General features: G+C 35.0%; 12 protein-coding genes, 1 tRNA gene and 1 other RNA gene. 4 read left to right on the forward strand and 10 right to left on the reverse strand.

Translation table 11 applies throughout. The annotated features are described in order from the left end of the window. Positions 1-702: 702 nt before the first annotated feature. From recR to gltB, 8 genes are all read right to left on the reverse strand, one after another. Positions 703-1299 (reverse strand): recombination mediator RecR, encoded by a 597-nt coding sequence (recR, locus tag HMPREF2642_RS01240; RefSeq protein WP_002434514.1) that lies wholly within the window; start codon positions 1297-1299, stop codon positions 703-705. A 6-nt stretch (positions 1300-1305) separates the two neighbouring features. Next, positions 1306-1623 (reverse strand): YbaB/EbfC family nucleoid-associated protein, encoded by a 318-nt coding sequence (locus HMPREF2642_RS01245; protein WP_002434018.1) that lies wholly within the window; start codon positions 1621-1623, stop codon positions 1306-1308. 88 nt (positions 1624-1711) lie between these two features. After that, the gene (gene dnaX / locus HMPREF2642_RS01250) at positions 1712-3418 is read right to left on the reverse strand and encodes a DNA polymerase III subunit gamma/tau (protein ID WP_030065376.1); all 1707 of its coding nucleotides are present in this window, start codon (positions 3416-3418) and stop codon (positions 1712-1714) included. A 68-nt stretch (positions 3419-3486) separates the two neighbouring features. Beyond that, positions 3487-4017 carry a GNAT family N-acetyltransferase gene (locus HMPREF2642_RS01255; RefSeq protein WP_030065378.1) on the reverse strand — a complete coding sequence of 177 codons (531 nt, stop codon included), beginning with the start codon at positions 4015-4017 and terminating at the stop codon, positions 3487-3489. 367 nt (positions 4018-4384) lie between these two features. Next, an RNA gene (gene ffs / locus HMPREF2642_RS01260) (signal recognition particle sRNA large type) lies at positions 4385-4654 on the reverse strand. Positions 4655-4928: 274 nt separating this feature from the next. After that, positions 4929-5021: transfer RNA gene (locus tag HMPREF2642_RS01265), tRNA-Ser, on the reverse strand. Between the two features lie 61 nt (positions 5022-5082). Next, positions 5083-6546: a glutamate synthase subunit beta gene (locus HMPREF2642_RS01270; RefSeq protein ID WP_023349874.1), complete on the reverse strand. Its 1464-nt coding sequence runs from the start codon at positions 6544-6546 to the stop codon at positions 5083-5085. Positions 6547-6563: 17 nt separating this feature from the next. Beyond that, a complete protein-coding gene (gltB, locus tag HMPREF2642_RS01275) occupies positions 6564-11060 on the reverse strand; it encodes a glutamate synthase large subunit (RefSeq protein WP_070474320.1) in 4497 nt (1498 codons plus the stop codon). Positions 11061-11260: 200 nt separating this feature from the next. Between gltB and gltC the strand changes: the two genes are divergently transcribed. The 3 genes from gltC (at position 11261) to HMPREF2642_RS01290 (ending at position 14193) form a co-directional block, all read left to right on the forward strand. Continuing rightward, the gene (gene gltC, locus HMPREF2642_RS01280) at positions 11261-12142 is read left to right on the forward strand and encodes a glutamate biosynthesis transcriptional regulator GltC (RefSeq protein ID WP_049428473.1); all 882 of its coding nucleotides are present in this window, start codon (positions 11261-11263) and stop codon (positions 12140-12142) included. Positions 12143-12292: 150 nt separating this feature from the next. Then, positions 12293-13405, forward strand: coding sequence for a YibE/F family protein (locus tag HMPREF2642_RS01285; protein ID WP_030061234.1), 1113 nt, complete (start codon positions 12293-12295; stop codon positions 13403-13405). Beyond that, positions 13402-14193 (forward strand): YibE/F family protein, encoded by a 792-nt coding sequence (locus HMPREF2642_RS01290; RefSeq protein ID WP_030061236.1) that lies wholly within the window; start codon positions 13402-13404, stop codon positions 14191-14193. The genes HMPREF2642_RS01285 and HMPREF2642_RS01290 overlap by 4 nt, the downstream gene beginning before the upstream one ends. A 56-nt stretch (positions 14194-14249) precedes the next feature. Here HMPREF2642_RS01290 and HMPREF2642_RS01295 read toward each other — a convergent pair whose 3' ends face one another. Continuing rightward, positions 14250-14714, reverse strand: coding sequence for a GNAT family N-acetyltransferase (locus tag HMPREF2642_RS01295; RefSeq protein ID WP_037582502.1), 465 nt, complete (start codon positions 14712-14714; stop codon positions 14250-14252). Positions 14715-14723: 9 nt separating this feature from the next. Then, positions 14724-15119, reverse strand: a complete 396-nt coding sequence (locus HMPREF2642_RS01300) for an NUDIX hydrolase (protein WP_030061240.1) — start codon at positions 15117-15119, stop codon at positions 14724-14726. Between the two features lie 184 nt (positions 15120-15303). Between HMPREF2642_RS01300 and HMPREF2642_RS01305 the strand changes: the two genes are divergently transcribed. Further along, positions 15304-15573, forward strand: a complete 270-nt coding sequence (locus tag HMPREF2642_RS01305) for a hypothetical protein (RefSeq protein ID WP_002434052.1) — start codon at positions 15304-15306, stop codon at positions 15571-15573. The last annotated feature ends 65 nt before the right edge of the window (positions 15574-15638 follow it).

The raw sequence follows: 15638 nt of genomic DNA on the forward strand, positions 1-15638 counted from the left end.
ACCGACAAGAATTAATTATACGCTTTATTGATAATGAAGTCAATAACTTTTTATAATTAATTTTATTGTCTTTTTTTAGAATTAAGTTGATTTGTTTCGCTCAACAAATAAATACTATACAGGCTTTAGAGAGTTTTAACAACAGTAAAATTTACACTAGCTTAACAAAATCACTACACTATACCTCCAATAACCGAACTTTATGATTTTATATCGAAATAACTATCGTTTTTAGAGACAAAAATGAACTTTGCGATAAATTATACAATCTTACTATAGCCATTTCACAAACTTTAAAGAAATTTTATTTTTTTTGAAGTTAGTTACTTCATTATTGTTTCATAGTCTCAACTACTTTAATAATGTCAGCCGTTTTAGTTATAAAACATAAATGCATTATCCTCTCTACGCTACGTTTAATGAATTATTTCCTCTTATTTAGGAAAAACTCAAGGACATAAAATTTAAACTTATAATATATCTAAAATTTTCACCCCCTTAATTACTAACCAATTACGTATGCTATTTAAAAATCACATATAAGCAACTCTTGGAAAACTTAGCTGAGAATTTACACCAAAAACATGAATCTATAGAATCCCTATTATTAAAATAAAAAGCACAAAGATGATTTCTAATTCACAACATCTTTGCGCTATTACTCCTTTGGGTATTTATAGCCCGTTCTTATTAATTTTAAATCTACATTTCGGTTCTACCAGCAATCGCTTTAGATAACGTAACTTCATCTGCGTATTCTAAATCTCCACCAACCGATAGTCCTTGTGCTAAACGTGTTACTTTAATACCAATTGGCTTCACTAATCTCGAAATATACATTGCTGTAGATTCTCCCTCTAAGTTGGGATTCATTGCTAAAATAAGTTCTTTAACTTCATCACTTTTTAGTCGCTCAACTAATGCTGGGATGTTAATATCTTCTGGCCCTATACCATCCATTGGTGATATCGAACCATGTAGAACATGATATAAACCTTTATACTCGCGCATTTTCTCCATCGCTATAACGTCTTTATCATCTTCAACAACACAAATGACCGAACGATCACGTTGCTTATCTTGGCAAATGTAGCAAGGGTCATTTTCAGTGATATGACCACAAACACTACAATAAGTAAGTTCTCTTTTAACATCTACCAATGCTTTAGCAAATTGAACAACATCGTCTTCCTTCATATCTAAAGTATGAAAAGCCAGACGTTGAGCCGTCTTAGGTCCAATGCCTGGCAGTTTCATAAAACTGTCTATAAGTTTAGAAATTGGTTCTGGATATTGCATGTGTTATCACATTCCAGGGATGTTTAAGCCTTGAGTATGTTTACCTAAACGTTCTTGAGTTAACTCGTCAGCTTTATTCATCGCTTCATTAGTAGCAGCTAATACTAAATCTTGAAGCATTTCAACGTCATCTGGATCTACAGCTTCTTCTTTAATTTCTACATCTACAACTTCTTTATGGCCAGTAACTGTTACAGTAACCATACCGCCGCCAGCTGTTCCAGCAACGCGTTCTTCTTTTAATTTTTCTTGTTCTTGAGCCATTTTCTTTTGCATTTTTTGCATTTGTTTCATCATTTGTTGCATATTTCCGCCACCGCGCATAATATCATTTCCTCCTTGAAATTAAACAGTCTCTATTAAAAATTAGCTTTTATTATATTATACATACGAATATATTGCTTGTCATGTATCAGTCTTCGTCTATCATATGTACTGTTTCTTCACCAAATAAATCTTTAGCCTTTTGGGCCACATCAACTTGTGCTGGCTGTTGTGCCTCTCCTGACTCGCTGTTATTTTCACCATTAGCGTTACGATTTTGAATATATTCAGATCTAACTCTTAACCATTGATCCGAAGGTACACCAACGACTTTTACCGTTTTATTTACTATATTACAAACTACACTCTCTATATTGTTACGCTTTTCATCATCTTTATTTACAATTTCGCAATGAATCTCTTCCTCAAACTTAACTAACACATGATCTTCACTCGCTGCCACTGGTTCTGAGTTTTGGAGTAAACTTACTAATGATTTTTTGTCATTACTTTTAGCATGATCAATCACTTCTTGCCAGTGGTCTTTTAATAATTTTATGTCTTCTTTATTAGCTTTATCTAATACTTTAGCTATTTGTTGCATTGAAAATGCATTTTTAGAGCGTTGAACTGTACGTGTAGGTTTCTTCGGTTGTTGTGTTTGACCACTATTCGAAGCACCTTGCGCTTTCAGTGTTTTTAATTCATTTTCAAGTTGCTCCATACGTTGAAGCAGTACATCATTATCAGGTTCAGTAGCTACAGCTGTTGTAGCCATATTCTGAACAGTCTGTGGTTGCGCTTTAATCATTTCCGCAAGTTTAACTAGTAACACTTCAAAATGAACGTTTTGGTTAACGCTAAAACGAATTGAAACAAGTGTATCATTAATGATATCAATCATACGATATAGTGTGTCTAATTCAAAACTAACTAAAGCATCATATTCAATTGATTCATTTGATGTTTTTATCATTATCGTATCTCTAACGAAGTAAATCATGTCGTTAATAAGTCGATTCACTTCTTTTCCTTCTGAAATAAAGTGATGATATCTACCAAAAGCTTCTTTGACATTCCCCTCAACAACATCTTTGAACAAATCATTTAATGCCGCTTCATCAACGCTACCAGTCACGTTTAACGCATCTTGTAGTGTCAAACGCTCGTCCCCAAAAGCAATCGCTTGATCCATGATACTTAAAGCATCACGCATACCACCTTCTGAAGTTTTAGCAATAAATTCTAATGCTGCATTGTCATACTCTAGTGACTGTGATTCAGCTACGAACTTTAGGCGGTCTACAATTTGATCCATACTAATCGCTTTAAAATCAAAACGTTGTGCTCGAGAGATAATAGTAGGAGGAATTTTATGTGGTTCTGTAGTCGCTAGAATAAATATCGCGTGACTAGGAGGCTCTTCCAAAGTTTTAAGTAAGGCGTTGAACGCCCCCGTCGTTAACATATGTACCTCATCTATAATATATACTTTATATTTGGATTCACTTGGTGCGTATTTCACCTTATCTCTTATATTTCTAATCTCATCCACACCGTTATTACTCGCCGCGTCAATTTCAATCACATCAGAATTTGTACCTTGAGTAATACCTTTACAAATCGCACACTCATTACAAGGTTCTCCATCATCGCTATTAAGGCAATTAATCGCCTTGGCAAACACTTTTGCGATACTTGTCTTCCCAGTTCCTCTGGGTCCACTGAAAATGTAAGCATGTGATTGTTTACCTTTAGAGATGGCATTACGTAACGTTTTCGTGACGTGTGTTTGTCCAACAACATCATCGAAACTTTGCGGTCTATACATTCGATACAAAGCTTGGTAATCCACTGTAACACCTCCATTAACAATTACTCATCATTATATCATGTTCGTAACAATTCTTTTCAATGAAAAAATTAATCAAATACTTCAGGTAACATAACAGTCATACCATGAAGTGATGCTATGTCTGAAGTTAAAAATTTCACACTTAAGGTATCATCGTTACCTAATTCTTCCATAACAATATCGTATTGTTTCGCATCAACGTATCCTATGTGATTGAAAAATTCAGTATAGCAATGAACAAAAATTGCTGGATACCCTTCAGCTTTGGCACGCTCTTCTACTGCTTGCATTAAAGCTTTTCCTAGTCCTTGTTCACGCACATCTGGTTGTACTGATAAAGCTCCAACTGCTAGTGCAGTAGTTTGATGATTATTAGAAACTAATAAAATTTCTCCTAATAAGACATGGCCAATGACATCGTTCGTATCATTTTTAGCAATAACTTCTAATTCAGAATTATAATTCTCGGATTTTCTGAGATTCTTAACTCTGGCACGTTCTTTCCAACTCATCTCTGGGTCTTGATCATAATTTTGTTCAATGCTATCAAGTGATCGTTCATAATCAACTTCAGTTAAAGTACTTAAAAATATTTGCATGTATCCTCCAATTTTTCTATCAACTTTTTAATGATATATCAATACACGTTATATATTATTTGCTTAGTTCGTTATAACCTTAACAAATTATTGAAAATTAATCTATTTAATGAAAGAAGAGTGGGATAGAAATTTAAATTTGTAAAAAATTAATTTCACTATCCCACTCCAACTTGGTTTGTATATAAAATTTTTTATAATTCATCTCTAGTAGAGGCTAGCTGACAAAGTTGTTTAGAAGTATGAGAAGCTCGGTTCAAACATATTTCCAGATCAGTTAACTACTGCCAAAATAAAAAAGGCTACGACAATCTGATATGTCCCAGCCTTTTATCTATGTGATATTTGCTTAAATCTCATAATAATACCGTGCACCTTTGTATCGAACGCATATCATAAACGTTACCGAAGTCGACAGCTAAATCTCGGCTACCCTACGGCACATATGAGGATCCACTTAATGCTGCTTCCGTCAGGACCTGACATGGTTCATGGGTTCATATTGCATAGGACCGAAATCTTCAAACACTACGTGCTTCGGGCAGACTTCACAAAAATGCGCCCTCAACAAAGGAATTAAGTCTCGCATAAAGCGGATTTCGAGTACAGGGAACCGCTACCTCCCCACCTAGCACGGTAAGATTTATAATACTATAATTTCATATCCCTTTGCAAGCGTAAAAATTTCATCAACAACTTATATATGAGTTTAGATTACTCTTTTAATGAACTCAAAATTTCGAAATGATAGGCACATTGCTAATATATAAAAATCGATAAATTTAAAAAAATTCTATTTGTATGTATGAGCAATTCAGTTAGAGGAGGGTAAAAGCAAAATAAAAAAGGCAAATACTCATTAAAATAAGTACTTGCCTTTTATATCTATTAGTCTTGGATTTTAATTCTAATGGCGGAGGAAGAGGGATTCGAACCCCCGCGGCCCGTTAAGGCCCTGTCGGTTTTCAAGACCGATCCCTTCAGCCGGACTTGGGTATTCCTCCAATGAACACAATAACAATCATATAATAGCGTTCATTAAAAGTCAATATAATTATTTTGTGTCTACACCAGAATTTTTTTATTTAAATATTGGTCAACAGATCGTGCTACAGCGCGACCTTCTTTGATTGCCCATACGACTAAACTTTGACCTCTACGAGCATCTCCAGCTGCAAAAAATTTAGGATGATTAGTTCGGAAGTCAATGTCATTAGCAACTATTTTATTACGTTCAGTTTTAATACCAAACGCATGAGGAATAGTTGTTTCTGTTCCTATAAAACCAATTGATAATAAGACTAAATCAGCTGGCCAAAAACGTTCTGGACCATCTGACATTACCATGCCTTCAGATGTCTCTTGCAGCACTTGAGTGTACAATCCTCTCACACGACCAAGACCATCTACATCATAGCGCATTGTTTGTACCCCATAAGCTCTTGGTTCTTTACCAAATTTTGCTTCATATTCTTTATGCGCATAATCCATTTTAAATACAGGCATGGCTAAAGGCCAAGATGTATTACTTTCAAAGGTAATTTCTTCAGGCTGCTTAGTATACTTGTTAAATTGTACGATTGATTTACAGTTTTCACGCAATGCAGTCGCTACACAGTCGGCGCCTGTATCACCTGCACCTATGATAATAACGTTTTTATCTTTAGCAGTAATAGAAACTTCATCAATTTCTCCATTGAGATATTGTGTTTGTTCAGTTAGGTAATCCATTGCAAAATGAATACCAAAGCCCATACGTCCTTCTAAAGGTAAATCTCTCGCATTCTGCGAACCCGTACATAAAACAATTGCATCAAATGCATCTTCAAGCTCTTCTTTACTAATATCAACGCCAATCTCAACACTTGTTTTAAACTCTATACCTGCCTCTTTCATTAACGCTATACGACGACGTACTACATCTTTATCTAATTTCATATTTGGGATACCGTACATTAATAAGCCACCTGGTTCATGTGCTTTTTCAAACACGGTCACTTGGTACCCTTTAATGTTGAGTTCTTCAGCAGCTGTAAGTCCTGCAGGTCCACTTCCTACTATTGCAACTTTTTGCTCTTTACGTTCTTCAGGATACTTTGGTTTAACCCAACCATTATCATAAGCTTCATCTATAATAGTACGCTCAATACCTTTAATTGCAACGGATTCTCTATTGATTTTCATAACACAAGAATTCTCACATGGCGCGGGGCATACACGTCCAGTAAATTCCGGAAAATTATTTGTCTCACTCAATCTTTCATAAGCCGTTTTAAAGTCTTGATGATATACTAAATCGTTCCACTCTGGTATATAATTTCCAATAGGACAGCCGATAGTTTCTCTTCCATATAACTGTCCTGTTTGGCAAAATGGTGTGCCACAATCCATACAGCGTGCACCTTGAACGGAGGCATCTTCCTTAGTAAAGCGTTGTTGAAACGCATCATGACCAGAAAGACGATCTACCAAAGACAATTCTGATAAAGACTGTTTATTATATTTCATAAATCCTTTAAATTCGCCCATGATTATCCCCCACTTTTTTAATAAACTACTGCTGGTTGTAATTCTTCTTCAATACTTTTCCTATCATCATAAAATGCTGCGAGTGTCGCTTCATCTACTTGTTCTATTCGTCGTTTTTGTAAATCAATTTTTTGCATCATCAATTTGTAATCTTTCGGTATGACTTTCACTACATATTGGCTTACATTTTCAAATTGATTCAAAATTTGTCGTGCTTTCGTACTACGTGTATGTTTATAATGCGCTTCAAGCATCTCTTTAATTAATGCTTTTTCCTCATCATAGCGAACCTCACTAAATTCAAGAGTTTCTAGTGCATTGACCTTTTTAAATTCTTCAATACTTGATGGGAAGATATAACTTACGCCGCCACTCATACCTTGGCCAAAGTTTTTACCAACATCTCCTAAAATAATGACATGTCCACCAGTCATGTACTCTAGTCCGTGGTCTCCAATACCTTCTACCACAACATCAGCGCCACTATTTCTAATACAAAAACGTTCTCCCGCCTTACCATTTATATAAGCTTTTCCTCTTGATGCTCCATAAAAACTTACATTACCTGCGATAATTTCTTGTTCTCGCTCTTCATTTGGCGCATTAACAATAACTGTTCCACCTGATAAACCTTTACCTACATAGTCATTCGCATCACCAGTATGATGAATCGTCAAACCGTGTGGCGCATAAGCAGCAAGACTTTGGCCGGCATGCCCTTCTGTATAAGCGAATATTGTATCCTCAGGAAGGCCTTCTTCTCCGTATTGACGTGCAATGGCACTACCTGTGATAACGCCTACATCTCTTTGTTCATTGTTGACCACATAACTTCCTGTGAATGAATGTCCATTTTGAATACTGTGCTTAGCATCTGGATATAGATAATTCAAATCAAAGCCGATATCTAAGTGATGATCTTGCATTATTTGTTTCGTATTAGGTCCTTCAGACTGTTCGATAAGATTCTCTATTTGAATTGCTGCAGCTTTGCTTCCAGAAGTTAACTTAGAAGAACGCTGTAGTAAATCTGTTCTACCTACTAACTCCTCTACTGTCGCTAGACCTAGAGAAGCTAAAATTTCTCGTAGTTCTTCAGCAATGAAATACATAAAGTTGACTACATGTTGCGCCTTACCTGTAAATAGCGCACGTAAATCTTTGTTTTGCGTAGCAACTCCTACTGGACATGTATCGTTGTGACATACACGCATCATGATACATCCCAATACAACAAGTGGGGCTGTCGCAAATCCAAACTCTTCCGCTCCAAGCGCACAAGCGTACGCTACATCTACTCCAGTGAGTAACTTACCATCTGTTTCTAACTTCACTCGACTACGTAAATGATTTAATTTCAATGTTTGATGTGTTTCCGCTAATCCTATTTCCCAAGGAACTCCAGCATGTTGAATACTGGTCTTTGGTGAAGCCCCAGTACCTCCGTCATAACCACTAATGACTATCTTATCGGCGAATGCTTTAGCTACCCCTGAAGCGATGGTTCCTACACCTGTTTTAGAAACTAATTTAACTGCAATATCCGCTTCTTTATTCGCATTTTTTAAATCATGAATAAGTTGAGCTAAATCTTCTATAGAATAAATATCGTGATGTGGTGGAGGAGAAATCAATCCTATACCCGGCGTTGAACCTCTTGTTTCAGCTATCCACGGATAGACCTTTGACCCTGGTAATTGTCCACCTTCCCCTGGTTTAGCGCCTTGTGCTACTTTGATTTGAATCTCTCTTGCATGTTGGAGATAATCACTCGTTACACCAAATCGTCCGGACGCAACTTGTTTAATTGCGCTCGTCTTATTACTTCCATCCTTTTGCAATTCATATCGAGACGGATCTTCTCCGCCTTCACCACTATTGCTTTTACCACCAATTTGATTCATCGCCTGTGCCAAAGTTTCATGCGCTTCAGCTGAAATTGAACCATAACTCATAGCACCAGTATTAAACCTTTTCACAATTTCACTTGCCGGCTCCACACGACTAATATCAATGGCTTTTTGTTTTTTAAACTCTAACAGATGACGTATGTGATCTGTACGTTTATCATTGACTGCCTCTGAAAATTCTTTAAACAGTTCATAATCATTTTCTCTACAAGCATGTTGTAGTAAAAAGATTGTACGAGGGTTAAATGCATGATGTTGACCTTGTTGTCTCCATTGAAATGTACTACCTGATTCTAAGTAATCTGTTGCATTACTTTGTCGCGCTTTATTCTCATTGTCGATTTGTTCAATACTTATTCCAGATATTTTTGACTGTGTTCCAGTAAAATAACGATCTATAACATCTTGAGATAATCCAACTGCTTCAAAAATCTGCGCCCCTTGATAACTTTGCACAGTTGAAATTCCCATTTTCGCCATAACTTTTATGACACCTTCTGATAATACGCGTGTATACGTTTCTACGTTCTCAATTACTGAACCAGATAACTGTCCTTTAAGTGTCAATTGTTCAATCGTACGTTGCGCAAGATAAGGTACGATTGCATTAGCACCATATCCAAGTAGACATGCCACATGATGTACCTCTCTAGTTTCACCTGTTAGAGTTACAAGACTTGTATCCATTCGCAATCCTTCACGTATCAGTAACTGATGAACATGACTAAGAGCAAGTAACATTGGCATCGCATAACCTTCCTGTGAGACAAGTGTTTGATCATCTAGCACAATAATCTTAGCACCGGATTTTACTGCTTCAATTGCTTGTTCTCCAAGTGAGTTTAATGCACTTTCAAGCTCCCCTGTATACACCGTTGATAGATGGGTTACATTGAAGCAACTTGAGTCTATGGAAGCAAGTTGTGCCTCAGTAATAACAGGTTTCTTCAATTGAATACGTTGTAGCGCTGTCTCATCAGGATGAAGTAAATTACCTTCTCCACCTAAATATGACATTTCACTCGTTACAATCTTCTCTCGATAAGCGTCGATAGGAGGGTTAGTGACTTGCGCAAATAATTGTTTAAAATAATTAAATAATGATTCTGGCTTATCATTAAGAACAGCAATTGGTGCGTCATACCCCATCGCTCCAATAGGATCCTTTTTGCTACTAACTAAATCAACCATGTATTTATTTATATCTTCTTTAGTATAGGCAAATTGCTTTTGCAGACGAAATAACGTATGTTCATCCCAATCAGACGGCTCATAATCTATTCGATCAAAGCGATCATCAATTTTAAATGTTTCTAACCATTGTTGATAAGGTAATTCGCTAGCTATATCTGCCTTTAAGTCATTGTTTTCGACTACTTTATTTTGTAAAAAGTCGACGAGTAACAATTTGCCTGGATTAAGTTGTCCTTTAAAAGCGACATTCTCTTCCGGCACATCAACTACACCAACTTCAGAAGAAAATACAATAAAGTTATCTTTAGTAATCGTATAGCGGCCTGGACGTAAACCATTTCTATCTGTAAGCGCACCAATTTTATCGCCGTTACAAAATGAAATCATCGTTGGACCGTCCCATGGTTCCATTAAATAGCTATAATATTCATAAAAAGCACGCACATTTTTGTCATTAGCTTTGTTATATAACCAAGGTTCTGGAATCAATAACATTGCTGCTTTTTCAGGTTCCATAGCCAATGAAAGAAACTCAAGCGCATTATCCACAATAGCTGAATCACTTCCATCTTCATCTACTATGAAATGAACTTTATCTTTTTCATCTCCAAATAACGTCTCAACCAATTTATTTTGGCGTGCTCTCATCCAATTCACATTACCTTTAATTGTATTAATCTCACCATTATGCATGAGCATTCGGTTAGGATGTGCACGTTTCCAGCTGGGAAAAGTATTTGTGCTAAATCTTGAATGCACTAATCCTAATTTAGATTGAAACGTTTCATTCTGAAGATCTAAATATAATTCTTTGATTTGATCAGAGCGTAACCAACCTTTATAAACAATTGTCCTCTTGGATAAACTTGTGAAATATAACTCCAGTGATTGCTCTTCTCCATATCTCTCAATCTGTTTTCTCGCTAAAAATAATTGTTTTTCAACATGTTCAACGCCTCTAATATCTACAAAGATTTGTTGAATGTAAGGCATTGTATCAGCAACATGTTTAGCTATCGCATTAGTATTTACAGGGACATCTCGATAACCAATAACTTTGAAACCTTCATTTTCGAAATATGAGTTAAAAATGGGTTCATGAATCGAATCTTTAACTTTTTCTTTAGAAAAAAATAATCCCACAGCATAGTTACCTTCGCCGGGAATATTAATTTCATCTAATTGATCAAAAAACTTAAATGGAATTTCAGTCATTATGCCCGCACCATCACCAGTGATACCGTCAGCACCAACGCCACCTCGATGGTCTAACCGACGTAACATTTCTAAAGATTTTTCAATAATATCATGAGACCTTTTATTATCCATATTGGCATAAAATCCAATACCACACGCATCATGCTCTTCACGATAATCATATAAACCTTTTTTTAATTTCTCATTGTACATGATGCACACTCCTCTTATTAGAATTTTCTGACAATTTTAGTTTAATAATAATTACTATAATGTAATATATTTATCTGTTCAATATATAAATTAGATATAACTCATCTAAAAAATAGAACAATTACTCAAATTACTGCTATAATACACTTATACCATTTTAAATTTTAGAATTTTTCGTCAATTAATAAGGAGTGGCTATTGTGGAGATTAAACAACTTAAATACTTTGTAGAAGTGGCACGTCGTGAACATATATCAGATGCCGCTTTAGAATTAAACATTGCGCAGTCAGCGGTAAGTCGTCAAATCACACAACTTGAGAAAGAGTTGAACGTAACCCTTTTTAAAAGAAGTGGTAGGAATATCATCCTCACCTCCGAGGGAAAGAAACTCATGTCTCAAGCTACTCAAATTCTCAAACAAATGGACCACACGATTCAATTATTCAAACAGCAAGCTTCTACAGATCAACGGACGATTTATATTGGTTACGAAGAAGGCGACATTTCACAAATGATGTTGCCACTAGTACAATCCTTTGAGCAACAAAGTGAGAGTATTATAACGCCGCAACTCTTGAAACATAATCACATTGTAGATCGAGTAAATTCGGGCCAACTCGATATAGGGCTTATTGAAATGACTAAGGATATAACAACACAGACAGAACTTCATGTCACACCTTTATTCGAAGAGAAATATCATATGTATGCGCCTAAAGACCATCCCATTACTTTGACAACTCAACCCCTTTTAACTCAACTTGAAAATGAATCATTATATTGTCTCATGCCTTTCGCCAACTCAATAAAAAAGAAACTCGAACAATTAATTAAAGCAAATGTGTATACATTATCGAATAAACAACTTGCTCAGTATCTCGTGCGTCAAAATAAAGGATTTATTATTAGCAATGAAAATATTCATCTTAACGAAAGCGAAGATTGGGTCCAAATCCCTCTTTCACATACTGAATTAAAAAGAACAATATGCGCCATCACTAAATATGATAATAAGAAAAAAGATATAGATTTAGTATGGCATTATATTCATACTATGATTAATCAAACGGCTCAATTTTAGTTGAACACATCGTTAATCACACTCGCTTTATTTATAAAATCCGACGAATCATTCAATTAACTCATTTTATAAATTTTTGTAATCATTGATTAATGGGCGTATAATCACTATGTCAATTTAATACACTAAATTGAGAATTGAGGTTCAAATATGCAGTTCAAATCTTTTTTTAAACAGCCTTTCAGTTGGATGATTATAATTTTTTGTTGCATCTTTCTTGGCTTATTTATATTTACGTTTTTTAACGATAAATTTTACAATATGCCGATAGGAAAAATTACAAATGTACATCCTATTCACACTGAAAAAATTACGGATGAACAACACAATAAAGATATTAAATATAAAGAAAAACTCACTTTAGAAATTTTGAATGGTAAATTTAAAGGTCAAACAGCAACGATTGACCACCAATATGTAAAATCTCAAGCGGACTCGGAGTCATTTTCCAAAAATGACAAAGTGTTATTACATATTTCTAAGAAACCTAGTGATGCCAATATTATAGAGAAAAAACGTGATGGTTTGGTTGTGGCAATAACAGGAATCTTCCTACTCACAGTACTCATCGTTGGTAAAAAAGTTGGCTTACAATCAATATTATCACTAATCATCAATACAATTGCCGTCATAGGGGCAATCTATATACACAATCAAAATGGGCAAATCAACTTATTCCTATTAATGACGATCGCGATTATTGTCTCGACAACGTTAACCCTATTACTTGTAACTGGGTGGCACATGCGTACACTCGTCACAATAGTAAGTACACTCATTGGTACATTTCTTTGCGTTGGAATTACAGAATTAGTGATTAAAATGACAGGTGGTAACGGGATTAAGTATGAAACTATGACCTTCCTTACACTACCTCCTAAAGACGTCTTTCTCGCTTCCGTCTTAATTGGAACGCTCGGAGCTATTATGGACGTAGCCATTACGATTTCAAGTGGAATGTATGAAATTCTTCAACGTACTCCAAATATAACAATGGGTCGTTGGGCGCTTGCGGGACGTCACATTGGCCAAGATATTATGGGTACAATGACCAACATCTTACTTTTTTCTTATCTGTCTGGAAGTTTACCAATGTTTCTAATTTATTTGAAAAATGCTAATACAATCACTTACACCATTTCAATGAATTGGTCATTAGAAGTTGCTAGAGCCATGACAGGTGGCATAGGCATTGTGTTAACAATTCCTATTACCATTGCATTAATGGAAGTATTGCTAAAATTGAGAGGTGCTAAACAATGAGTGCGATAACAATTTTAGGCTTATTACTCTTGGTGCTAATGATAATTTTCGGAGGAAAAAAAGGTCTCATTTCTTTCTTCACACTATTTTTAAACTTCATCATACTTATTATTAGTATCATTTTAATAATTTTTGGTGTACCGATTTACTTAGTAACTTTTATCTTCTGCATAGTTATTGCTGCTGTGAACTTATTCGTGTTAAATAGTTATAACGTTAAAACACAAGCAGCATTTATCGGTACAATAATTACGACACTCATATTGATACTAGTTATTTTCCTATCGGTTAAGGTAGGTCATCTTCAAGGGTTTGCGACAGAACAACAAGATGAAACATATGTGTATTCAATGAATATTGGTATTGATATGATAGAGTTTATGGTTTTTACAATCGTTTTGGCTGTTATAGCCGCTGTAATCGATTTAGCCATTACAATTAGCTCACCAATGTATGAATTAAGCGAGACCAATCCGGAACTAAATCAAAGACAACTATTCACTTCTGGCATGCGAGTAGGTAGAGAAATTTTAGCTACTTCTGCCAATACTATTTATTTAGCATATTTTGGGGGTCAATTAACTTTATTTTTCTGGTTCTTTAAATTACATTATTCTTTTGGACATATTATTAATTCTAAAATTTTCGCTCAAGAATTTGTGTCGATATTACTAGGAGGCATTGCAGTTGCACTCAGTATTCCAATAACTGCATGGGTAACTGCTTTGATGATTAAAAATAAAAAACGTAAAAATTCTACTCAATCACAACATCTTAAGAATGATTAATATATTTAAAGACCCCAGTGCCTTATTCTCTTAGCATTGGGGTCTTATTATTATGATTAAATTTTTAGCGACATCACGTAAACAGGTCGCCCTATTAATTCACTATCATGTGTGTGGCGATAACCAGCTTGCTCATATAAATTGATTGCTTTCTCATTATCTGTATTTACTGCTAATGTAATTTCATTAATGCATGGATAATGTTGTTTAATATATGCAGGCAATATTTCAAGGGTCCTCTTACCTATGCCTTGTCCTCTATAACGTTGATCAACACTAAATGATCTAAAGAAAATGGCCTTTGGATTATCAGTGAATGGTTTAGGCCCATTTCCTTCGTGTAAAGTGAAAAACGCGATACACGACTCATTATTCATAACTAACGTAGGATGTCTATCACTATCTTGATTAGCCGATTTGATGTTTTCAACTGGTGATTTCGTAAATTTATAGTCACTTTCTAGAATTTCTAAGTTTTCGACTTGCTCAAATAATTCCGGTTCATATGCTTTTAAATACACATTTTTCACCTAGCCTTTAGCTTTTTTAGAAAATTGGTCTATCCAAGTCAATACGGCAGGTGCTATGTTCTCTGAATCATTGATATTAAACCATCTAATATCAGTAATTTCATTGTCAGCAGTTATACTGGACCAATCAATAGCATTTGTCGTTTTAAATCCGTTTAATTCAGTAAGCGTATCTGGTTGAGGATATGCCTTTCCAACAACGGTGCCTATAAATTCTAAATCAGTTTCAGCCAAATCGAGGCGTAACTCTTCTTTAAGTTCTCGTTGTAACGCCTCAACATAGCTTTCACCTTCATCGATTTTACCACCCGGGAAATAATATTTGTCTCTATTACGAACTTGAACGAGTAAAATTTGATTTTCTTTCTCTTCAACTAAACAAACACATTTAATCATTCGAATAAACACCCTACCCTATTCTTTATTACTTCAAAAAGCTTTTTATATTTAGTATTATGTTATCATAAATTAAATGATGAAGTGATTGAGTTCAAAATGGATAATTTTGAGTATAACAATATATCAATCATTTATGAGCGTATGCTTTTCATGCAAAGATATCATTCGGAGGGAATTTTTTATGGCAAAACAAACTGGCGCTGTACGTTTATCTAACTTATTTAACATGGCAGGTTTCATCGTCGACGGTTATAATGGAATACGTCACGATGCTAAAAATAAACAAATGGTATATTTATCATTGGGTCTAAGTGCTATCGGTACAATCATCGATTTTTATGTATCTATTAAGTCACCATCAAAATTACGTAAATTAGGTGCGCTTACTTCATTCGCGATAAACGGTTTACGCTTATTTACTAGTTTCCGTAAAGTTAAAAATGAATATTAAAGATTATGATTGAGAAAGGAAGACGAAACGTTATTCATTCTTAAAGAATGTACTAATTGTTTCGT

Origin of the sequence: Staphylococcus sp. HMSC055A09 (genome assembly GCF_001809655.1) — a bacterium.
Taxonomy (GTDB): Bacteria; Bacillota; Bacilli; order Staphylococcales; family Staphylococcaceae; genus Staphylococcus; species Staphylococcus capitis.

What these genes read in the sequence shown, in the direction of transcription:
- recR (WP_002434514.1), bottom strand. Translation starts at nt 1,299, where the DNA reads ATGCAATATCCAGAACCAATTTCTAAACTTATAGACAGTTTTATGAAA.
- HMPREF2642_RS01245 (WP_002434018.1), bottom strand. Translation starts at nt 1,623, where the DNA reads ATGCGCGGTGGCGGAAATATGCAACAAATGATGAAACAAATGCAAAAA.
- HMPREF2642_RS01255 (WP_030065378.1), bottom strand. Translation starts at nt 4,017, where the DNA reads ATGCAAATATTTTTAAGTACTTTAACTGAAGTTGATTATGAACGATCA.
- HMPREF2642_RS01270 (WP_023349874.1), bottom strand. Translation starts at nt 6,546, where the DNA reads ATGGGCGAATTTAAAGGATTTATGAAATATAATAAACAGTCTTTATCA.
- gltB (WP_070474320.1), bottom strand. Translation starts at nt 11,060, where the DNA reads ATGTACAATGAGAAATTAAAAAAAGGTTTATATGATTATCGTGAAGAG.
- HMPREF2642_RS01285 (WP_030061234.1), top strand. Translation starts at nt 12,293, where the DNA reads ATGCAGTTCAAATCTTTTTTTAAACAGCCTTTCAGTTGGATGATTATA.
- HMPREF2642_RS01290 (WP_030061236.1), top strand. Translation starts at nt 13,402, where the DNA reads ATGAGTGCGATAACAATTTTAGGCTTATTACTCTTGGTGCTAATGATA.
- HMPREF2642_RS01300 (WP_030061240.1), bottom strand. Translation starts at nt 15,119, where the DNA reads ATGATTAAATGTGTTTGTTTAGTTGAAGAGAAAGAAAATCAAATTTTA.
- HMPREF2642_RS01305 (WP_002434052.1), top strand. Translation starts at nt 15,304, where the DNA reads ATGGCAAAACAAACTGGCGCTGTACGTTTATCTAACTTATTTAACATG.